Annotated in this window: 18 protein-coding genes; 11 read left to right on the plus strand and 7 right to left on the minus strand. The window is 71.3% G+C overall.

The features are described 5' to 3' along the window. Window positions 1-8: 8 nt before the first annotated feature. Window positions 9-2,867 (minus strand): FAD-binding and (Fe-S)-binding domain-containing protein, encoded by a 2,859-nt coding sequence (locus tag ACFWA7_RS22720; RefSeq protein ID WP_385824833.1) that lies wholly within the window; start codon window positions 2,865-2,867, stop codon window positions 9-11. A 111-nt stretch (window positions 2,868-2,978) separates the two neighbouring features. On the opposite strand from ACFWA7_RS22720, the gene serC reads away from it, so the two are divergent. Further along, window positions 2,979-4,097 (plus strand): phosphoserine transaminase, encoded by a 1,119-nt coding sequence (gene serC / locus ACFWA7_RS22725; RefSeq protein WP_385541602.1) that lies wholly within the window; start codon window positions 2,979-2,981, stop codon window positions 4,095-4,097. A gap of 68 nt (window positions 4,098-4,165) precedes the next feature. Here serC and ACFWA7_RS22730 read toward each other — a convergent pair whose 3' ends face one another. Next, the gene (locus tag ACFWA7_RS22730) at window positions 4,166-5,173 is read right to left on the minus strand and encodes a WD40 repeat domain-containing protein (protein ID WP_385824835.1); all 1,008 of its coding nucleotides are present in this window, start codon (window positions 5,171-5,173) and stop codon (window positions 4,166-4,168) included. A 68-nt stretch (window positions 5,174-5,241) separates the two neighbouring features. On the opposite strand from ACFWA7_RS22730, the gene ACFWA7_RS22735 reads away from it, so the two are divergent. Further along, on the plus strand, window positions 5,242-5,922 hold the full coding sequence (locus ACFWA7_RS22735) for a GDSL-type esterase/lipase family protein (protein WP_385541604.1): 681 nt from the start codon (window positions 5,242-5,244) through the stop codon (window positions 5,920-5,922). A gap of 9 nt (window positions 5,923-5,931) precedes the next feature. Here ACFWA7_RS22735 and ACFWA7_RS22740 read toward each other — a convergent pair whose 3' ends face one another. Next, complete coding sequence (locus tag ACFWA7_RS22740; protein ID WP_385541631.1) at window positions 5,932-6,390, minus strand: carboxymuconolactone decarboxylase family protein; 459 nt, start codon at window positions 6,388-6,390, stop codon at window positions 5,932-5,934. 75 nt (window positions 6,391-6,465) lie between these two features. On the opposite strand from ACFWA7_RS22740, the gene ACFWA7_RS22745 reads away from it, so the two are divergent. From ACFWA7_RS22745 to ACFWA7_RS22770, 6 genes are all read left to right on the plus strand, one after another. Further along, the gene (locus tag ACFWA7_RS22745; protein ID WP_385824837.1) at window positions 6,466-7,008 is read left to right on the plus strand and encodes a MarR family winged helix-turn-helix transcriptional regulator; all 543 of its coding nucleotides are present in this window, start codon (window positions 6,466-6,468) and stop codon (window positions 7,006-7,008) included. Window positions 7,009-7,112: 104 nt separating this feature from the next. Beyond that, window positions 7,113-7,733 carry a Uma2 family endonuclease gene (locus tag ACFWA7_RS22750; RefSeq protein ID WP_385824839.1) on the plus strand — a complete coding sequence of 207 codons (621 nt, stop codon included), beginning with the start codon at window positions 7,113-7,115 and terminating at the stop codon, window positions 7,731-7,733. 67 nt (window positions 7,734-7,800) lie between these two features. After that, the gene (locus tag ACFWA7_RS22755; RefSeq protein ID WP_385824841.1) at window positions 7,801-8,811 is read left to right on the plus strand and encodes an aldo/keto reductase; all 1,011 of its coding nucleotides are present in this window, start codon (window positions 7,801-7,803) and stop codon (window positions 8,809-8,811) included. A gap of 59 nt (window positions 8,812-8,870) precedes the next feature. Beyond that, the gene (locus ACFWA7_RS22760; RefSeq protein WP_385824843.1) at window positions 8,871-9,869 is read left to right on the plus strand and encodes an aldo/keto reductase; all 999 of its coding nucleotides are present in this window, start codon (window positions 8,871-8,873) and stop codon (window positions 9,867-9,869) included. Window positions 9,870-10,107: 238 nt separating this feature from the next. Next, window positions 10,108-10,743 (plus strand): hypothetical protein, encoded by a 636-nt coding sequence (locus tag ACFWA7_RS22765; protein WP_385824845.1) that lies wholly within the window; start codon window positions 10,108-10,110, stop codon window positions 10,741-10,743. Between the two features lie 22 nt (window positions 10,744-10,765). Beyond that, window positions 10,766-11,626 carry a hypothetical protein gene (locus tag ACFWA7_RS22770; RefSeq protein ID WP_385541615.1) on the plus strand — a complete coding sequence of 287 codons (861 nt, stop codon included), beginning with the start codon at window positions 10,766-10,768 and terminating at the stop codon, window positions 11,624-11,626. An 11-nt stretch (window positions 11,627-11,637) separates the two neighbouring features. Here ACFWA7_RS22770 and thpR read toward each other — a convergent pair whose 3' ends face one another. From thpR to ACFWA7_RS22785, 3 genes are read right to left on the minus strand one after another with little or no spacing between them, the layout of a single operon-like run. Next, entirely contained in the window at window positions 11,638-12,201 is a 564-nt protein-coding gene (gene thpR, locus ACFWA7_RS22775) for an RNA 2',3'-cyclic phosphodiesterase (RefSeq protein WP_385541617.1), read from the minus strand. A gap of 42 nt (window positions 12,202-12,243) precedes the next feature. Further along, a complete protein-coding gene (locus tag ACFWA7_RS22780) occupies window positions 12,244-13,590 on the minus strand; it encodes an MFS transporter (protein ID WP_385541619.1) in 1,347 nt (448 codons plus the stop codon). Window positions 13,591-13,620: 30 nt separating this feature from the next. Next, entirely contained in the window at window positions 13,621-14,064 is a 444-nt protein-coding gene (locus tag ACFWA7_RS22785) for a MarR family winged helix-turn-helix transcriptional regulator (RefSeq protein WP_371653368.1), read from the minus strand. Between the two features lie 157 nt (window positions 14,065-14,221). Here ACFWA7_RS22785 and ACFWA7_RS22790 point away from each other — a divergent pair, with 157 nt between their 5' ends. Continuing rightward, window positions 14,222-14,404: a ribbon-helix-helix protein, CopG family gene (locus tag ACFWA7_RS22790; RefSeq protein ID WP_101388865.1), complete on the plus strand. Its 183-nt coding sequence runs from the start codon at window positions 14,222-14,224 to the stop codon at window positions 14,402-14,404. Window positions 14,405-14,416: 12 nt separating this feature from the next. On the opposite strand, the gene ACFWA7_RS22795 is transcribed toward ACFWA7_RS22790, so the two are convergent. Further along, a complete protein-coding gene (locus ACFWA7_RS22795) occupies window positions 14,417-15,865 on the minus strand; it encodes an NCS2 family permease (RefSeq protein ID WP_385824847.1) in 1,449 nt (482 codons plus the stop codon). A 223-nt stretch (window positions 15,866-16,088) separates the two neighbouring features. On the opposite strand from ACFWA7_RS22795, the gene ACFWA7_RS22800 reads away from it, so the two are divergent. Then, window positions 16,089-16,370: a DUF2530 domain-containing protein gene (locus ACFWA7_RS22800; protein WP_385541623.1), complete on the plus strand. Its 282-nt coding sequence runs from the start codon at window positions 16,089-16,091 to the stop codon at window positions 16,368-16,370. A gap of 119 nt (window positions 16,371-16,489) precedes the next feature. Continuing rightward, entirely contained in the window at window positions 16,490-18,907 is a 2,418-nt protein-coding gene (locus ACFWA7_RS22805) for an HAD-IC family P-type ATPase (protein WP_385541625.1), read from the plus strand. Window positions 18,908-19,385: the final 478 nt, after the last annotated feature.

Here is a 19,385-nt window from a genome sequence, read left to right on the forward strand (position 1 = left end):
CGACCCCTCTACCCCTCACCGCCCAGCCCGTCCGCCAGCACCTGCGCCAGATGCCTCGCCCGGCGCCCCACCAGCTGCTCCAGTTGCGTACGGCACGAGAAGCCGTCCGCCAGGACCTCCGCGCCGGGCTCCGCCGCCCGTACCGCCGGCAGCAGCTCGTCCTCCGCGCACGCCACCGACACCTCCCAGTGGCCCCGCTCGAAGCCGAAGTTCCCGGCCAGACCGCAGCAGCCGCCGCTCAGCGCGCCCGTCAGCCCGGCCCGCTCCCGCAGCCTGCGCTCGGCCGCGTCCCCGAGCACCGCGTGCTGGTGGCAGTGCGTCTGCCCGACGACGGCCCGCCCCACGTACGGCGGGGTCCAGTGCGGCGCGCACTCCTCCAGCGCCTGCGCGAACGTACGCACCGACGCCGCGAGCCGCGCCGCCCTCGGGTCGTCGGGCAGCAGCTCCGGCAGATCCGTTCGCAGCGCCGCCGCGCAGCTCGGCTCCAGGACGACGACCGGCAGACCACGGCCGAGCAGCGGCTCCATCTCGTCCAGCGTGCGGCGCAGGACCGCGCGGGCGCGGGTGAGCTGGCCGGTCGAGACGTAGGTGAGGCCGCAGCAGACCCTGCCCCGGGGCGCCACGACCCCGACCCCGGCCGCCTCCAGGACCCGCACCGCCGCGCGCCCGACCTCCGGCGAGAGGTGGTCGGTGAAGGTGTCCGGCCACAGCACGGCCGAGACCGGAACACCGTCGGCGAGGCGCCCCCGCAGCCACCCCCGCAACGTCTCCCCCGCCAGCACCGGCAGCGCCCGCTCCGGGGCGATCCCCGCCAGCCGCTTCGCGAGCGCCGCCAGCGGCCGTACCCGGGCCAGCGCGTTCAGCCCCCGCGCCCACGGCGCCGCCAGCCGCAGCCAGCGGGGCAGCCGGCCCATCGCGTAGTGGGACGCGGGCCGCAGCCGCCCCCGGTAGTGGTGGTGCAGGAACTCCGCCTTGTACGTGGCCATGTCCACCCCGACCGGGCAGTCGCTGCGGCAGCCCTTGCAGGACAGACAGAGGTCGAGCGCGTCCCGCACCTCCGGCGAGCGCCAGCCGCCGGTGACGACCTCGCCCGCCAGCATCTCGTGCAGCAGCCGCGCCCGGCCCCGCGTCGAGTGCGCCTCCTCACCGGTGGCCCGGAAGGACGGGCACATCACGCCGCCGCCCGAACCCGCGTCCCGCGTACGGCACTTGGCCACCCCCACACACCGCCGCACCGCCGCCGAGAAGTCCCCGCCGTCCTGCGGATAGCCGAACTCCACCTCCACCGGCCGCCTCGGCAGCACCTCGAACCGCAGGTTCTCGTCCAGCCGGGCGGGACGGGCCAAAATCCCCGGGTTCAGCAGCCCCGCCGGGTCCCACACATCCTTGAACTGCCCGAACAGCCCGACCAGTTCGTCCCCGTACATCTTCGGAAGCAGCTCGGCCCGCGCCTGCCCGTCGCCGTGCTCGCCGGAGAGCGAGCCCCCGTATGCGGCCACCAGATCCGCCAGCTCCTCGGAGAACCGGCGAAAGCGCGCCACGCCCGCCGCGCTCAGCAGGTCGAAGTCGATCCGGACGTGGACACAGCCGTCGCCGAAGTGCCCGTACGGGGTGCCGCGCAGGCCGTGCTCCCTCAACAGGGCCCGGAAGTCCCGCAGATACGGGCCGAGCCGCGCGGGCGGCACCGCGCAGTCCTCCCACCCGGGCCACGCCTCCGTCCCTCCCCCAAGGACTCCGTCCAGGGGGGACCCCCAGATCCGCGTCGCCGTCCCCGCCGCGTCCTCGCGTACGCGCCACAGCGCCCGCTGCCCGGCCGGGTCGGTGACCACGGCCGCGTCCAGCGGGTCGGCCACCCGCACCAGCTCGCGGGCCCGGGCCAGCGCCTCGGCCGGGGTCGAGCCGCCCGTCTCGACGAAGAGCCAGGCGCCGCCGCGCGGCAGCCCGGCACGGCCGCGCACCAGGTCGGCGGCCATGCCCTCGACGGTGAGCGGCCCGTACGGCAGCAGGGCGGGCGCCGCCTCGGCCGCCGCGCTCTCGTCCGGGTACCCGAGCACGGCGAGCGCCCGCGCCCCGGGCGTCTCCACCAGCCGTACGACCGCCTCGGTGAGCACGCCGAGCGTCCCCTCGCTGCCGCAGAACGCGCGCGCCGGATCCGTCCCGCGCTCGGGCAGCAGCGCGTCCATGGCGTACCCGGAGATCCGGCGCGGCAGGTCCTGCGGGTAGCCGGTGCGCAGGGCGGCGAGGTTGCGTTCGACGAAGCCGCGCAGGCCCGCCGGGGCGCCGGTCCAGCCCTGGCCGAGGCGGAGCAGTTCGCCGCTCCCGCTCACGGCGGTCAGCGCCCGTACGTTGTCGGCGGTCGTCCCCCAGGCCACCGAGTGCGACCCGCACGCGTTGTTGCCGATCATCCCGCCCAGCGTGCACCGGCTGTGCGTCGACGGATCGGGTCCGAACGTCAGCCCGTACGGCCGGACCGCCTCCCGCAGCACATCGAGGACGAGGCCCGGCTGGACCACCGCCGTCCGCGCCTCCACGTCCACCGAAAGCAGGGCCCGCAGGTGCCGGGTGAAGTCCAGGACGACCCCGGTCCCGGTGGCCTGGCCCGCGACCGAGGTCCCGCCGCCGCGCGGCACCACCGGCACCCCGTGCTCCCGGCAGACGGCGAGCGCCGCCGCCACGTCCTCGGCGTCCCGGGGCGCGACCACCCCGTACGGCACCCGCCGGTAGTTGGACGCGTCCATCGTCACCAGCGCCCGCGCGCCCGCCGAGAAGTCGACCTCCCCGCGCACGACCTCCCGCAGTTCCCGCTCCAACGCGCCCGAAGCCGCCGCCGTACGCCCCACGCCGCCCGCATCACCCGTGTCGCCCATGGGAAACAGCCTGCCCGCCGCAGGCCGGAACCACGGCAGGCCCCGCCTCCGGCGCGTCTCGCGGGGTGGACCCCGGCCGCGCGCGCCCCGGCGTGCCGATACCCTGCGCTCGTGGCTGAGATCCAGATTCCCGCTGACATGAAGCCCGCCGACGGCCGTTTCGGCGCGGGCCCCTCCAAGGTGCGTACGGAGGCGCTGGACGCCCTGGCCGCCACCGGCACCTCGCTCCTCGGCACCTCCCACCGCCAGGCCCCGGTCAAGAACCTGGTCGGCGAGGTCCGCCAGGGCGTACGGGACCTGTTCTCGCTGCCCGAGGGGTACGAGGTGATCCTGGGCAACGGCGGCTCGACCGCGTTCTGGGACATCGCGACGCACGGGCTGATCGAGAACAAGTCGCAGCACCTGAACTTCGGCGAGTTCTCGTCCAAGTTCGCCAAGGCCGCGAAGCTCGCGCCGTGGCTGGCCGAGCCCAGCGTGATCGCCTCCGAGCCCGGCACGCACCCGGAGCCGGCCGCCGAGGCGGGCGTCGACGTCTACGCCTTCACCCACAACGAGACCTCCACCGGTGTCGCGGCCCCCGTCAAGCGGGTCGCGGGCGCCGACGAGGGCGCGCTCGTCCTGGTCGACGCGACCTCGGGCGCGGGCGGCCTGCCGGTCGACATCACCGAGAGCGACGTCTACTACTTCGCCCCGCAGAAGTCCTTCGCCTCCGACGGTGGGCTGTGGATCGCGGCGTTCTCCCCGGCCGCCCTGGAGCGCGCGGCGCGCATCCACGCGTCCGGCCGCCACATCCCGGAGTTCTTCAGCCTGCCGACCGCGATCGACAACTCGCTGAAGAACCAGACGTACAACACCCCGGCGCTCGCCACGCTCTTCCTTCTGAACGAGCAGCTGAAGTGGATCAACGGCCAGGGCGGCCTCGCCTGGTCGACGGCCCGTACGAAGGACTCGTCGACCCGGCTGTACGGCTGGGCCGAGGACTCCAAGCACGCGGCCCCGTTCGTCACCGACCCGGCGAAGCGCTCGCAGGTCATCGGCACGATCGACTTCGCGGACGACATCGACGCGGCGGCGGTCGCCAAGGTGCTGCGCGCCAACGGGATCGTCGACACCGAGCCGTACCGCAAGCTCGGCCGCAACCAGCTGCGCGTCGCGATGTTCCCGGCGGTCGACCCGGCGGACGTCGAGGCCCTGACGGCCTGCATCGACTATGTGATCGAGCAGCTCTGATCAAGCAGCTCTGATCAAGCAGCTCTGACGGAAAGGGGCGGCCCTCGCCGGGCCGCCCCTTCCTCCGCTCACCCCCGCCGGAACTTCCGCTTCAGCCCCACCCAGGCCGCGCCCGCGCCCACGATCACGATCACCCCGTACACGAGGTTCCGGTTGTCGCCGCCCGAGCCGGAGCCGCCGCTGCTCGCGCCGCCGCCCGACGGCGAACTCCCCTTGTCCGAAGGGGACTTCCCGGCGGACGCGACCGGCACCCGCACCACATCGCTCCGCGCCCCCTCGGTCCCGAAGAGCAGCGCCTTCCCGTCCGGCGTGTACGTGACGGACTCCGCCTGGCGCATCAGCGGCGCGTCCACCCCGTGCCGAGCGCCGAGCTTCCCGTCCTTCCAGTCGTACTCGGCCGCCCAGAAGTACCCGCGCAGCGCCAGCTTCGTGCCGTCCGGGGAGAAGGCGCCGTCGGTGACCCAGGGCACGTCGCCGACCCGCCGGAACACGTTCGTCCCGCCCGTGGAGAGCCGCTCCGGGCCCTCGTAGAGCCCGCCGCCGCCCTCCTTCTTCGACGCGATGTAGAGGCGGCCGGTCCTGGGGTGGACCATCATCGCCTCGGCGTTGCGCGGCCCGTCGGCGTACTTCACCACGTACTGCGTCGCCTTGACCGTCGCGTCCTTCAGCCGGGCGGGCTCGGGGAACTTGTAGATCCAGACGTTCTTCCAGGTGCCGCCGAGGTTGTCGCCGATGTCCCCGACGTACACGTTCCCGTCCGAGCCGACCGAGATCGCCTCGACGTCGCGCGGCTTCCCGACGCCGGTCAGGGTGATGGTGGCGACGGTCTCGCCGGTCTTCGAGTCGACGGCGTAGACGTACGGCCCGTCGTCGCTGTCGTTGTGCGTCCAGTAGATCCCCGGGTGGGTCCGGCTGGCGGCGAGGCCGCTGGACTCCTTGATCCGGGGGTCCTTGATCGTGAAGTCGCCGTCGCCACCGTCGGCGGCGGCCGGTCCGGCGGCCCCCAGCAAGACGAGCCCGGCGGCCGTGGAGACGGCCGTGGCGGCGGACAGAAGCGAACGCATCGGGAAACGCATGGGACCAAGTGTCCATCGTCACGTGGCAGCCCGTCGAAGCCGTCCAGGTGATCGGCCATCATGGCCCCATGCGTTTCATGTTCGTCGGCGACTCCATGACCATCGGACGCGCCGGCGACATCACCTGGCGCTACCGCATGTGGCAGCACCTCAGCACGTCCTTCGACGGCCCCTTCGAGATCGTGGGCCCGCGCACCGGGCTGTACGACACGGAGGCGGGGGCGCCGCGGTCGTACGAGTACGGGGCACCGGACTTCCCCGCCGAGGCCCGCCGCCACCTCTCGGGCTGGGGCGAGGGCTGGCTGCACATGGCCCCGCTGATCGGGGACGCGGCGGCGGAGGCGGCCGCCGATGTCCTCCTGGTCTCCCTGGGCCTGATAGACCTCGGCTTCTACACGGACAGCGACCAGACGGCGGCCAACGTCCGCGCCTTCGTGACACAGGCCCGCACGGCGAACCCGGCCGTCCGCATGGCCCTGCTCCCGGTCATCCCGAACATCCGGGCCGAGTCGGACGCCCCCTTCGCGGCCGAGGTGACCCGCTTCAACGAACTCCTGGCGAAGGCGGTGGCGGACCTGGACCAGCCGGCGTCCCCGCTGCTCCTGGCCTCCCACCCGCCCACGTACGACATCCACCAGGACACGTACGACGGCACCCACCCCTCGGCGTCCGGCGAACACAAGCTGGCGGCGGCGTTCGCTGACGCGATGCATCAGGGGTGGGGGCTGGGAGGGGCGTACGCGCGCTGACGCGGACCGTCAGTGCGACGCACCCGTCAGGCGGTTGGCGAAGGTCGACACGGTGTACGTGCCGATGCCCAGGACGACCTCCAGGGCGTTCTGGCGGGTGTGGCCGTGGGACAGGAACGCGTTCAGGGCGTCGTCGGGGACCGCGCCCGCCGTCGCGTACACCGCGAGGGTGAACTCGCGTACCGCGTCGAGGCGTTCGTCCGTCAGCCGCTTCCCTTCCCGCAGCTCGGCCATCAGCTCCTCCGGCGCGCCGAGCCCGCGCAGCTTGGCCGTGTGCATGTCCACGCACAGGTCGCACGCGTTGCGGGTGGCGACCGTCATGATCACCACCTCGCGGGCGACCGGCTCCAGGGTCGTCCGCTCGAAGAGGGCGCTCATCCTGAGGAAGCCCTCCAGCGTGTGCGGCGAGGCGGCCAGCCGGGCCACGGCCGGGGAGAGATGCCCCAGGTTTTTGACCGTTCCCTCCATCGCGCGGCGCGACTCGGCCGGTGCGGACTCCAGGGTGTGCTCGACGAATGTCACTGCGGTCCTGCTCCCCATAAGATGGACAACGTGGTTGACGATAAGAAGGTAAACCAGGTTGTCGGTTCTCGCAATGGAGAAAACAGAGAAGGCGAGGGAGCGCCCACCCCCGGCTACGAGCTCCCCCTGCTCCTCCTCGGCGGCTTCCGTTCCCTCATCGACCGCCTCCACGCCGAGCTGGCCCGCCAGGGCCACCCGGACCTGCGGCCCGCCCACGGCTTCGCGCTCCAGTCCATCGGGCCCGGCGGGGCGACCGCGAGCGAGATCGGGCGGCGGCTCGGCGTCTCCAAGCAGGCGGCGGGCAAGACCGTCGACCGCCTGGAGGCCCTGGGCTACGCCGAACGCGCCGACGACCCCGCCGACGCCCGCCGCAAGGTCGTCCGCATCACCCCGCGCGGCCTCGACGCGCTGACCCGGTCGGCGGCCGTGTTCGACGAACTGCGCGCCGACTGGGTCCGTACGCTGGGAGCCGCCCCCGTACGCGACATGGAGGCGGCCCTGCGCACGGTCGTCCCGCCGGAGGCGTTCCGCCTCGACGCGTCGAGCTGGTTCGCGGGGTCCTAGCCGCGTACGCACTTGGGTTCGACAGCCCGTGTCCTTGGCGCCGTGCGTATCGTTGTACTAGGCGGCTGGCCGCTACAGAGCGGCGGCCGGGGAGGAGCGCCGCGATGACCTCCCCCACTGCCTTAAGGGCGTGGGAGGTGCCCCCAGAAACCGACAGGATCGAGATGGCCGAGAGGGACGACGAGCCCACTCTGGACGAGATGTTCGAGTGGATCGAAGAGATGCCCATCCCCGAGGGGTACAAGACCGAGATCGTCGGGGGGCACATCTTCATGACGCCGCAGCGGGACACCCACTGGGAGATCATCTTCGGCATCATCGAGCAGTTGCGGACCAAGTATCCGAGGAAGCGGCTCAAGTCCGACGTCCGCATCGACTTCCCCGGCCATCTCAACGGCTTCGCCTGCGACGTCGTGGCGATGAAGGACGGCGCGGTGCTGGACGGCAAGGGGCACTGGCGCTACGAGGACGTCGAATTCGTCGCCGAGGTGATTTCCAAGGCCACGGCCTCGAACGACTACGGCCCCAAGAAGGCCGCGTTCGCCGCCGCCGGCGTCCCGGCCTACCTGATCGTCGACCCGTACACCGGCAAGTGGCACCTGCACACCCTGCCGAAGGACGACGAATACCACTGCACGCTTTCGCTCGGTTTCGGCGACGACATCGATCTCACCCAGACCCCTGTGGGACTCACCCTCACCACCGACGAGTTCCCCCGGGACTGAACCCCGCTGCCCCCGCCGACCAACCCCTCTTGCTTGGAGCGCACTTCAAGAGGTTCGCTGGTGCCCCATGGAGTACACGCAGCTCGGACGCACGGGTCTCAAGGTCAGCCGCCTCGTCCTCGGCACCATGAACTTCGGCCCCCAGACGGACGAGGCCGACAGCCACGCGCTCATGGACGCCGCACAGGACGCCGGTATCAACTTCTTCGACACCGCCAACATCTACGGCGTCGCCGAACACAAGGGACTCACCGAGGAGATCGTCGGGTCCTGGTTCGCGCGGGGCGGCGGGCGCCGCGACAAGACGGTCCTGGCGACCAAGGGCTACGGGAACATGACCCAGGACGGCACCCCCTGGAACGTCACCTCCTGGCCCAACCACGACCGGCTCTCCGCGCTCAACATCCGCCGGTCGGTCGAGGCCAGCCTCAAGCGGCTGGGCACGGACTACATCGACATCTACCAGTTCCACCACGTCGACCGTCAGACCCCCTTCGAGGAGATCTGGCAGGCCATGGACGTCCTCGTACAGCAGGGCAAGGTGCTGTACGTCGGCACGTCGAACTTCCCCGGCTACAAGATCGCCCAGGCCAATGAACTGGCCGCGCGGACCGGCCGGTTGGGCCTGGTCAGCGAGCAGTGCCTCTACAACCTCGCCGAGCGCCGCGCCGAGATGGAGGTCATCCCCGCCGCGCAGGAGTACGGCGTCGGGATCATCCCCTGGTCCCCGCTCCACCAGGGCCTGCTCGGCGGGGCCCTGCGCAAGGAGCGCGAGGGCGAGGGGGCGCGTACCAAGGGCGGCCGGTCCGCCGCCGGGCTCGCGGATCCGGTGGTGCGGGCGCAGGTGCAGGCGTACGAGGACCTGCTCGCCAAGCACGAACTGGAGCCTGGGGAAGCGGCGTTGGCGTGGCTGCTCACCCGGCCCGGCGTGACCGGCCCGATCGTCGGTCCGCGCACGGCCGAGCAGCTCGAATCGGCTCTGCGGGCGGTGGAGCTGGAGCTGAGCGAGGAGGTGCTGGCCGGGCTCGACGAGATCTTCCCGGGACCGGGCCCGTCGCCGGAGGCGTTCGCCTGGTAGGAGTGGCATGGCGCGTGGTGCTTGCCTGGAGCGCACTTCAAGGCGTTCGCTGGTGCCTCATGGAGTACACGCAGCTCGGACGCACAGGTCTCAAGGTCAGCCGCCTCGTCCTCGGCACCATGAACTTCGGCCCCCAGACGGACGAGGCCGACAGCCACGCGCTCATGGACGCCGCGCACGACGCGGGCGTCAACTTCTTCGACACCGCCAATGTCTACGGCCAGAGTGCGGGGAAGGGCCGTACCGAGGAGATCATCGGTAACTGGTTCGCGCGGGGCGGCGGACGCCGCGACAAGACGGTCCTGGCCACCAAGGTGTACGGGAACATGTCCGCCGACGGCGCCCCCGTCTGGCCGAACCACGACCGGCTCTCCGCGCTCAACATCCGGCGGGCGGTCGAGGGCAGCCTCAAGCGGCTGGGCACGGACTACATCGACGTCTACCAGTTCCACCACGTCGACCGTCAGACCCCCTTCGAGGAGATCTGGCAGGCCATGGACGTCCTGGTGCGGGAGGGGAAGGTGCTGTACGTGGGCACGTCGAACTTCCCCGGCTACAAGATCGCCCAGGCGAATGAACTGGCCGCGCGGACCGGCCGGTTGGGGCTGGTCAGCGAGCAGTGCCTCTACAACCTCGCCGAGCGCCGCGCCGAGATGGAGGTGATTCCCGCCGCGCGGGAGTACGGGGTGGGGATCATCCCCTGGTCCCCGCTGTACGGGGGCCTGCTCGGCGGGGCCCTGCGCAAGGAGCGCGAGGGCGGGGGCTCGCGCTCGACCGGCGGCCGGGCGGCGGATTCGCTGAGAGACCCGGCGGTACGGGCGCGGGTCCAGGCGTACGAGGACCTGCTGGCCAAGCACGGCCTGGAGCCGGGCGCGGTGGGGCTGGCGTGGCTGCTCACCCGGCCGGGCGTGACGGGGCCGATCGTCGGCCCGCGCACGGCGGACCAGCTCGCCTCGGCCCTGCGGGCGGTCGAGCTGAAGCTGGACGAGGAGCTGCTGACGTCCCTGGACGAGATCTTCCCGGGGCCGGGGCCGTCACCGGAGGCGTTCGCCTGGTAGGCGGGACGTGGGCTGCCCGGGGCTTCCACCCCTGGCAGCCCCATGGGCGAGGGCGCCTCAGCCCCGCGCCGCCGCCACCACCACGACGACGAACATCAGCACGAGCACGCCGGCCATGATCCGGTTCCTGGTCTTCGGGTTCACGCGTACGAGCGTAACGAACCCCCGCCCGGCCCCGTTCGGCCGCCCCGGCGCGCCAGCCGTACACGAATGATGACGGAGTGTTACCGTCCCGAAGGTGGATCACGTACGGCGTCGACGACACCGCCTCGTTCCGGCCACCCTCCTCGCGGTGGGCCTGCTGCTCGCGGGCTGCTCCTCGGGCGGCGGCGACGAACCGCCGGGCCGGGAGAGCGACACCACGCAGCCCGAGGACAGCACTGAGCAGCCGCCCGCGGAGCCGACGGAGGAACCCCCGGGAGACTCGACCGGCGGCAGGACGCACGACGGGGGCGGGGGCGGCGGGTTCGACACCGCCGGGCGGGTCTCCCCCAGCTTCCAGGGGCAGTGGCCGGGCGGCGTGGTGACTCTGACGAACATCTCCGACGAGGCCTACACCGGCACCGCGACCTTCTCGGACTGCACTCCCGGCCCGGGCCGCTGGAGCACCGCATCGCCCGCCCAGTCCGTCTCGCTGCCTCCCGGCGAGGCCGTCCCGCTCGACTTCTCGTTCCCCACCCCGGACCCGGCCCCCGCTCCCATCGCCGAGCACATCCTGTGCGTCAGCCTGTCAGGCGGTGACAAACCGCTGAGTGGGGCCATTGCCGACCCTGCCTTCGTCTCGCCCGAGCAGTCCGACACCCCCTCCGACACCCCCTCCGACACTCCCTCCGAGACCCCCTCACCCTCCGAAAGTCCCACGGCCGAGTCCTGACGCCGGGAGAGGCAGGCAACAGATGGAGGAGCAGGATTCCGCCAAGCCCCAGTGGGGCGCCTGGCTCAAGACGATCGCCGGGTTCGTCGCGCCCACCACCCTCCTCACCGGCCTTCTCCTCTTCTTCGGCTTCGCCTACACCGACTCGTTCTACGAGTACTTCGCCATCGACCCCGCCACCCTCGGCTTCTCCACGCAGGACTATCTGCTGCGCAGCGCGCGGCCCCTCTACATGCCGCTGGGCGCGACGCTCGCCGTCGGGCTCGTCGGCGCCCTCGGGTACTCCTGGATCTCCACCGTGGACACCTCGCGGACGGGCGCCCTGCGCAACCTGGGCCGGGGCTCGCTCGTGCTCATCGTGTGCGGGACCATGCTGTTCGCCCTCGGGATGCTCGGCGGATTCCAGGTCTGGCCCGCCGGACCGCTCGACACCCCGCTGCTCCTCGGCGGGGGGCTGGTACTGGTGGTGTACGGGCGGGTGCTCCACCTCAAGTCCACCGGCCACCCGTTCCCCGGGGAGATGAAAGCGCTCTTCATCATCGCCGCGCTGATCTCGCTGTGCTGCTTCTGGGCCGTACAGGCCTACGCCCAGAGCAGCGGCCGGCACGACGCCCGGAACCTGGCCCGCCACCTGTGGCTCAGGCCCGCCGTCGTCGTCGACACCCCCGAGCGGCTCTACTTCGGGTCCGCGCCCGTACGGGAGACCGCCCTGCCACCGTCCGGGTCCGCGCAGAAGTACAAGTACCGCTACCGCGACCTGCGGCTGCTCGCCCAGTCCGAGAACCGGATGTTCCTCATCCCCGACGGCTGGACCCCCACCCGCGGCGCCGTGATGCTCGTCCCCGCCGACGGCACCGTCCGCATCGCCTTCCGCCCCGGCTGAGCCACGCCAGGTCAGACCCCCAACGCCCACCGTCCCACCACCTCGTACCGAGGCGTCTCCCCCGGCACCCCGGCGACGGGCAGCCGGCTGCGCACCAGCACCACCTCCCCCACCTCCCACACCGCCCCCTCGAACCCCGCCAGGGACTCCACATACGCGTGCAGGTCCACGCCCGTCCGGCTGCGGGCGAGCGTGAGGTGGGGGTGGTAGCGGCGGTGCTCGTCCATCGGCACGCCCGCGCGGCGGGCCGCCGCGTCCGAGCGCTCGGCCAGCAGCCGCAGCGCGTCGATCGCGCCCGCGACGCCCGCCCACAGCACCCTGTCCCCGAACCGGCCGCCCCCGTGCAGCCGCAGCTCGAAGGGCGGGGTGCGGTGGGCGGCGCGGGCCAGGCGCTCGTGGAGCTCCGGCAGCAGCCTCTCCTCCACCTCCCCGAGGAAGGCGAGCGTGAGGTGCCAGTCGTCGCGGCCCGCCCAGCGCAGCCGGTCCGCGCCGGGCAGGGCGTGCAACTCGTCCACCGCCGAACCGAGTTCGGCCAGCCGAGCAGGCGGGGGCAGCACGGCCACGAAGAGTCTCATGGGATCAGTCTCGCCCCATGAGACTCTGCGTGTCCGGACCCGTCACGCCGCCGTGGCCAGTTGCCGCCTCGGTACGAACTCCAGGTGCCGGCGGCCGCGCCGCAGGTCGACCTTGAGCTTCAGGTTGGCCGCCCGCGCCAGCATCAGGCCGACGCCGACCGCCGCGAACGCGCAGATCACACCGCCCAGGGCGAGGCTGACCCGTACGCCGTACTCGTCCGTGAGCCAGCCGAAGAGCGGGCCGCCCAGCGGGGTGCCGCCGGTGAAGACCATCATGAACAGGCTCATCACCCGGCCGCGCATCTCCGGGTCGGTGGCCATCTGGACGGAGGCGTTGGCGGTGACGTTCACCGTGAGGCCGAGGACGCCGATGGGGATCAGGAGTCCGATGAAGAGCGCCATGCCGGGCGCCATCGCCGCCGCGACCTCCAGGACCGCGAACAGGCCCGCCGCCCCCGCGAGCAGGCGCAGCCGGGTGGTGCCCCGGCGGGCCGCGAGCAGTGCGCCGACCAGGGAGCCGATCGCCATCAGGCTGTTGAACAGGCCGTACATCCCGGAGCCGCCGTGGAAGACGTCGCGGGAGAAGGCGCTCAGCCAGATCGGGAAGTTGAAGCCGAAGGTGCCGACGAATCCGACCAGGACGATCGGCCAGATCAGCTCCGGGCGCTTGGAGACGTAGTCCAGGCCCTCGCGGAGCTGGCCCTTGCCGCGCGGGGCGAGCTTCGTGGGCCGCAGGTCGGCCGTACGCATCAGAGCAAGGCCCGCCAGCGGCGCCAGGAAGGAGAGGCCGTTGGCGAGGAACGCCCAGCCGGGGCCCACCGCCGCCATCACACCGCCCGCGACCGCCGGGCCGACGAGGCGCGCCGACTGGAAGTTGGCCGAGTTGAGGCTGACCGCGTTGCGGACCTGGCCGGGGCCGACCATCTCGGAGACGAAGGACTGCCGGGTCGGGTTGTCGACCACCGTGACCAGGCCGGTGAAGAACGCGGTCAGGTACACGTGCCAGACCTGGACCTGGCCGGTGAGCGTCATGGCCGCCAGGAACAGGCCGCCGAGGCCCATCGCGCTCTGGGTGACGAAGAGGATGCTCCGCTTGGCGAAGCGGTCGGCGATGACGCCGCCGTACAGCCCGAAGAGCAGCATCGGCAGGAACTGCATGGCGGTGGTGATGCCCACCGCCACCGAGGAGCCGGTGATCTGGAGGACCAGCCAGTCCTGGGTGATCCGCGCCATCCACGTACCGATGTTGGAGACGATGGCACCGGAGAAGAACAGCCGGTAGTTGCGGATCGCGAGGGAGGAGAACGTCCCTCGTCCGCTGCCGGGGGCAGCGGGGTCGTGGGTGGATTTCGGTGCGGGGGCGGAGTCTGCTCCGGATCCCGTACTCAAAAGGTTCGCCTCCTATCGTGCGCGGTCAGTTCACAGGTGTGCGAGCTTCTCCAGCACGGGTGCGGCGGCGCGCAGCTTCGCCCACTCGTCCTCGTCCAGGCCTTCCGCGAGGGAAGCCAGCCAGACGTTGCGCTTGCGGCGGCTCTCTTCGAGCATCGCCTCGGCCTCTTCGGTCTGGCTGACCACCTTCTGGCGGCGGTCGTCGGGATGCGGCTCCAGCCTGACCAGGCCCTTCGCCTCCAGCAGCGCGACGATGCGGGTCATCGACGGCGGCTGGACGTGCTCCTTGCGGGCCAGCTCACCGGGGGTGGCCGAGCCGCAGCGGAAGAGGGTGCCGAGCACCGACATCTCGGTGGGGCTCAGCGACTCGTCGACGCGCTGGTGCTTCAGGCGCCGGCTCAGGCGCATGACCGCCGAGCGGAGGGAGTTCACGGCGGCGACGTCCGCGTCGCTGTCGTGGGGCAGGTCAGACATGTTCGTTAGAATAACTCATTACTCTGGCTAAATACCAGCCCGGGTACCACCGGCGCACCGTAACGGCCGCCAGACACCACTACACACATCACCTGAAAGAGTGAGAGCTATCGGAAAAGTGACGCGCCGGGGCGGGGCCTGCGGCGACCCTCGTCCCATGGGGACCAGCGTGCTCAGCCTGCGGATAGACGGTGAGCTGCTCGAACGGCTCCGGCAGCATGCCGCCAAACGCGGAATGAGCGTCCAGGACTATGTGGTCCGGACGCTCATTCGCGACGACTTCGACGAGCGGCTTCAGGCCGCTGCCGCCGAGACGGAGAAGTTCTACGGGGCGGCTTAGCGCCCCCTCCGGCTATGTGAGGCCCAGCGCCGGCATCAGGTAGTAGAAGCCGAACACCGCCGACACGATGTACATCGCCACCGGCACCTCACGGCCGCGCCCGGCCACCAGGCGCAGCACCGTGAAGGTGAGGAAGCCCATGCCGATGCCGTTGGTGATGGAGTACGTGAACGGCATCATCACCATCGTCACGAACGCCGGGATCGCGATCGTCCAGTCGTCCCAGTCGATCTGCCGGATCGAGCCGGACAGGATCAGGAAGCCCACCGCGAGCAGCGCCGGGGTGGCCGCCTGGGACGGGACCATGGTGGCGATCGGGGTCAGGAACAGCGCGACCGTGAACAGGCCGCCGGTGACCACGTTCGCGAAGCCGGTGCGCGCGCCCTCGCCGACGCCCGCCGTGGACTCCACGAAGCAGGTGGTGGCCGAGGAGGACGAGGCGCCACCCGCCGCGACCGCGATGCCGTCCACGAACAGCACCCGGTTGATGCCGGGCATGTTGCCCTCGGCGTCGGTCAGCTCGGCCTCGTCGCTGATGCCCATGATCGTGCCCATGGCGTCGAAGAAGCACGACAGCAGCACGGTGAAGACGAACAGGACGCCGGTCAGGACGCCGACCTTGTCGAAGCCGCCGAACAGGCTGACCTTGCCGAGAAGCCCGAAGTCGGGGCCGGCGACCGGGTTGCCGGGCCACTTCGGGGTGGTCAGGCCCCAGGACGGGACGGTCGCCACCGCGTTGATGATCATCGCGAGACCGGTCATCACGACGATCGAGATGAGGATCGCGCCGGACACCTTGCGTACGAGCAGCGCCAGCGTCAGCAGTACGCCGAGGACGAAGACCAGGACCGGCCAGCCGAGCAGATGGCCGTTGCCGCCGAGCTGGAGCGGGACGGTGGTGTGGGCGGCGTCCGGGATGCGGGAGACGAAGCCCGAGTCGACCAGGCCGATCAGCATGATGAACAGGCCGATGCCGATCGCGATGCCCTTGCGCAGCCCCAGCGGCACCGCGTTCATCACGCGCTCGCGCAGCCCGGTGGCGACCAGGAGCATCACGACGAAGCCCGCGAGGACGACCATGCCCATCGCGTCCGGCCAGCTCATCCGGGGCGCCAGCTGGAGGGCGACCACGGTGTTCACACCGAGCCCGGCCGCCAGCGCGATCGGCACGTTGCCGATGACGCCCATCAGGAGCGTGGTGAAGGCGGCGGTCAGCACGGTGGCGGTGACCAGCTGGCCGGCGTCGAGCTGGTGCCCGTACATGTCCTTCGCGCTGCCCAGGATGATCGGGTTGAGCACGATGATGTAGGCCATCGCGAAGAAGGTGGCGAAGCCGCCACGGATCTCCCGGCCGAGGGTGGAGTCCCGCTCGGAGATCTTGAAGTAGCGGTCCAGTGCGTTGACCGGCGGCTTCGGGGCTGACGGCGTGGCGTCGACCTTGGCGGTGGCCGAGGGGGACATGCGGAACCTCAGTCGTGAGACGGGGCGGGGGGCAAGGAAGTGCGAAAAGCGGCCTCAACCCGAACTTCTTTGGACGTTTCAACGAACAAAACGAGTCAGCCGTAAGCCGTTTCAGTATGAATACATAAGGCAAAGATCGCTATCTCCGCGCGTAGACACAAGGGGCGCCTGGGCGCCGAGAGGGTCGACCGGCCGCCGGACCCCTCCCCCCTACACTGATCGCATGGCGAAGTGGACACCCAAGTACGAGGCGCCGGAGCCCCTGGAAGGGCCCGTCGTCGCCACCATCACCGGCGGCACGATCCTCTGGTTCGTCCTCTTCCTCGTCCAGCTGCCGTTCTACGGCTGGTTCGACGACCACGGACACCTGTGGTGGGTGTGGACCTGCCTGGCCGGCGGCGGTCTCGGCCTGATCGGCATCTGGTACGTACGAGGGCGCGATGCGGCCCTCAAGCGGCACGCGGCGGAGCAGACGGACGCCGGGAGCCGCCAGGACAACCGGTAGAGCCGGTAGGAGTCGCTCCCTCCCCGCATACCGCCACAGGACCATTCGTCTCCTCCCCTGGTCTGATGTTCGACGCTCCTGGCAGGTGAACCGGGAATTCCCCCCGTACCGTCGAAAACATGACGCAGCGCGCCAATATCGACGCCGGGGCGGAACTCGACCCCGTCCACCCCGTGCCGCCGCCCGTGGCGTCCGGCCGGGCCACCGGTCTGACCACCGCCGAAGTCGCCGAACGCGTCGCCCGGGGCGAGGTCAACGACGTACCGGTCCGCAGCAGCCGCTCCACCGCCGAGATCGTCCGCGCCAACGTCTTCACCCGCTTCAACGCGATCATCGGCGTCCTCTGGCTGATCATGCTCTTCGTGGCGCCGCTCCAGGACAGCCTCTTCGGCTTCGTGATCATCGCCAACACGGGCATCGGCATCATCCAGGAGCTGCGCGCCAAGAAGACCCTGGACGGGCTCGCGGTCATCGGCGAGGCCAAGCCGACGGTCCGGCGCGACGGGGCCGCCGCCGAGATCTCCACCTCCGAGATCGTCCTCGGCGACCTGGTCGAACTCGGCCCCGGCGACAAGGTGGTGGTCGACGGCGAGGTGGTGGAGACCGACGGCCTCGAAGTCGACGAGTCGCTGCTCACCGGTGAGGCCGACCCCGTCCTGAAGAAACCCGGCGACCGGATGATGTCCGGGGCGTTCGTGGTCGCGGGCGGCGGCGCGTTCACCGCGACCAAGGTCGGGCGCGAGGCGTACGCGGCGCAGCTCGCCGAGGAGGCCAGCCGCTTCACGCTGGTCCACTCCGAACTGCGCTCGGGCATCTCGATGATCCTCAAGTACGTGACGTGGCTGATGATCCCGACCTCCATAGGCCTCGTGATCAGCCAGCTCGTGGTCAAGGACGACAACTTCAAGCAGTCCGTGGCGTACACCGTGGGCGGCATCGTCCCGATGATCCCCGAGGGTCTTGTGCTGCTCACCTCGGTGGCCTTCGCGATCGGGGTGATCCGGCTCGGCCGCAAGCAGTGCCTGGTGCAGGAGCTCCCGGCGATCGAGGGCCTCGCGCGCGTGGACGTGGTGTGCCTCGACAAGACGGGCACGCTCACCGAGGGCGGCATGGACGTCACGGAACTGCGGCCGCTGGGAGGCGCGGAGGAAGCGTACATACGCAAGGTCCTCGGCGCGCTGGGTGAGTCCGACCCGCGCCCGAACGCGTCCCTGCAGGCGATCATCGACGCGTATCCGGACAGCGAGGAGTGGCGGTGCAGGGAGTCGCTGCCGTTCTCCTCGGCGCGCAAGTACAGCGGCGCGGCGTTCAGCGAGGGCGACGGGGAGAACTCGACGTGGCTGCTGGGTGCGCCGGACGTACTGCTGCGGCCCGGCGACCCGGCGCTGGCGGAGATCGACGGGCTGAACGAGCAGGGTCTACGGGTCCTGCTCCTTGCCCGGGCCCGCCGCGAGCTGGACGATCCGCAGGTCGCGGCGGACGCGCGCGCGACGGCGCTGGTGGTCCTGGAACAGCGGCTGCGCCCCGACGCGGGGGAAACCCTGCGCTACTTCGAGGAGCAGAGCGTCCACGCGAAGGTCATCTCCGGAGACAACGCGGTGTCGGTGGGCGCGGTGGCGGGGAAGCTGGGCCTGCCGGGCGCGGAGAACACGGTGGACGCGCGGCAGTTGCCGGCGGACCGGGCGGAGATGGCGACGGTCCTGGACTCCAACGCCGTCTTCGGGCGCGTAACCCCCCAGCAGAAGCGGGACATGGTGGCGGCGCTCCAGTCGCGCGGGCACACGGTGGCGATGACGGGGGACGGCGTCAACGACGTACTGGCCCTGAAGGACGCGGACATCGGCGTCTCGATGGGGTCGGGCTCGGAGGCGACGCGGGCGGTGGCCCAGATCGTGCTGCTCAACAACAGCTTCGCCACGCTGCCGTCCGTGGTGGCGGAGGGGCGCCGGGTGATCGGCAACATCACCCGGGTAGCGACGCTGTTCCTGGTCAAGACGGTGTACTCGGTGCTGCTGGCGCTGCTCGTGGTGTGCACCCAGGTGGAATACCTGTTCCTGCCGCGCCACTTGACGCTGCTGTCCACGCTGACGATCGGCATCCCGGCGTTCTTCCTCGCCCTGGCGCCGAATACGGAACGGGCTCAGCCGCACTTCGTACGGAGGGTGATGCGGTACGCCATCCCCGGCGGGGTGATCGCGGCGGTGACGACGTTCGCGACGTACTTGCTGGCGCGGCACTACTACGTCGGGGACGGCGCGCGGGAGGCGGAGACCAGCGCGGCGACCCTCACGTTGTTCCTGGTCTCGATGTGGGTCCTGGCGATCATCGCCCGCCCGTACACGTGGTGGCGGATCTGCCTGGTGCTGTCGATGGGCGCGGCGTTCCTCCTGGTCCTGGCGGTCCCGGGGCTCCAGACGTTCTTCGCGCTGAAGCTGGTCGGGACGACGTTGCCGTGGGCTGCGGTGGGGATCGCGGGGTTGGGGGCGGCGGGGTTGGAGTTCGCGTGGAGGTGGGTGGACCGGAGGGGCGCGGCGTAGCCGTCTCGGGGAAAGCTGTCGTCGCGGGTTCGGTGGGGCTGGCCGCGCCCCGTTTTGGCCCGGGGTTTGGCTGCGGGCCGTCTGTGGCTGGGCGCGCAGTTCCCCGCGCCCCTTCTTGGCCCGGGGTCTGGCTGCGGGTTCGGTGGGGGCTGGGCGCGCCCCGTTTTGGCCCGGTGTTCGGCTGCGGGCCGTCTGTGGCTGGGCGCGCCCCTCCTTGGCCCGGTGTTCGGCTGCGGGCCGTCTGTGGCTGGGCGCGCAGTTCCCCGCGCCCCTTTCAGGCAGAACGGGGCCCGGGCACATTTCAGCCCCTCCGGAGGGCGAGGAACGGGCCCAGGCACCTCCAGCCCCTCCGGCGTTTGAGGAGCGGGGGCAGGGAGCGAAGCTCCCGCTCCTTCAGGGGCGCGGGGAACTGCGCGCCCAGCCACAGACGGCCCGCAGCCGAACACCGGGCCAAGGAGGGGCGCGCCCAGCCACAGAC

The sequence above is a fragment of the Streptomyces sp. NPDC059994 genome (assembly GCF_042737755.1).
Lineage (GTDB): Bacteria > Actinomycetota > Actinomycetes > Streptomycetales > Streptomycetaceae > Streptomyces.

What these genes read in the sequence shown, in the direction of transcription:
- ACFWA7_RS22745 (WP_385824837.1), top strand. Translation starts at nt 6,466, where the DNA reads ATGGACAACGTGGTTGACGATAAGAAGGTAAACCAGGTTGTCGGTTCT.
- ACFWA7_RS22740 (WP_385541631.1), bottom strand. Translation starts at nt 6,390, where the DNA reads ATGGAGGGAACGGTCAAAAACCTGGGGCATCTCTCCCCGGCCGTGGCC.
- ACFWA7_RS22735 (WP_385541604.1), top strand. Translation starts at nt 5,242, where the DNA reads ATGCGTTTCATGTTCGTCGGCGACTCCATGACCATCGGACGCGCCGGC.
- ACFWA7_RS22785 (WP_371653368.1), bottom strand. Translation starts at nt 14,064, where the DNA reads ATGTCTGACCTGCCCCACGACAGCGACGCGGACGTCGCCGCCGTGAAC.
- ACFWA7_RS22750 (WP_385824839.1), top strand. Translation starts at nt 7,113, where the DNA reads ATGACCTCCCCCACTGCCTTAAGGGCGTGGGAGGTGCCCCCAGAAACC.
- ACFWA7_RS22720 (WP_385824833.1), bottom strand. Translation starts at nt 2,867, where the DNA reads ATGGGCGACACGGGTGATGCGGGCGGCGTGGGGCGTACGGCGGCGGCT.
- thpR (WP_385541617.1), bottom strand. Translation starts at nt 12,201, where the DNA reads ATGAGACTCTTCGTGGCCGTGCTGCCCCCGCCTGCTCGGCTGGCCGAA.
- ACFWA7_RS22755 (WP_385824841.1), top strand. Translation starts at nt 7,801, where the DNA reads ATGGAGTACACGCAGCTCGGACGCACGGGTCTCAAGGTCAGCCGCCTC.
- ACFWA7_RS22760 (WP_385824843.1), top strand. Translation starts at nt 8,871, where the DNA reads ATGGAGTACACGCAGCTCGGACGCACAGGTCTCAAGGTCAGCCGCCTC.
- ACFWA7_RS22790 (WP_101388865.1), top strand. Translation starts at nt 14,222, where the DNA reads ATGGGGACCAGCGTGCTCAGCCTGCGGATAGACGGTGAGCTGCTCGAA.
- ACFWA7_RS22770 (WP_385541615.1), top strand. Translation starts at nt 10,766, where the DNA reads ATGGAGGAGCAGGATTCCGCCAAGCCCCAGTGGGGCGCCTGGCTCAAG.
- ACFWA7_RS22730 (WP_385824835.1), bottom strand. Translation starts at nt 5,173, where the DNA reads ATGCGTTTCCCGATGCGTTCGCTTCTGTCCGCCGCCACGGCCGTCTCC.
- ACFWA7_RS22795 (WP_385824847.1), bottom strand. Translation starts at nt 15,865, where the DNA reads ATGTCCCCCTCGGCCACCGCCAAGGTCGACGCCACGCCGTCAGCCCCG.
- ACFWA7_RS22805 (WP_385541625.1), top strand. Translation starts at nt 16,490, where the DNA reads ATGACGCAGCGCGCCAATATCGACGCCGGGGCGGAACTCGACCCCGTC.
- ACFWA7_RS22800 (WP_385541623.1), top strand. Translation starts at nt 16,089, where the DNA reads ATGGCGAAGTGGACACCCAAGTACGAGGCGCCGGAGCCCCTGGAAGGG.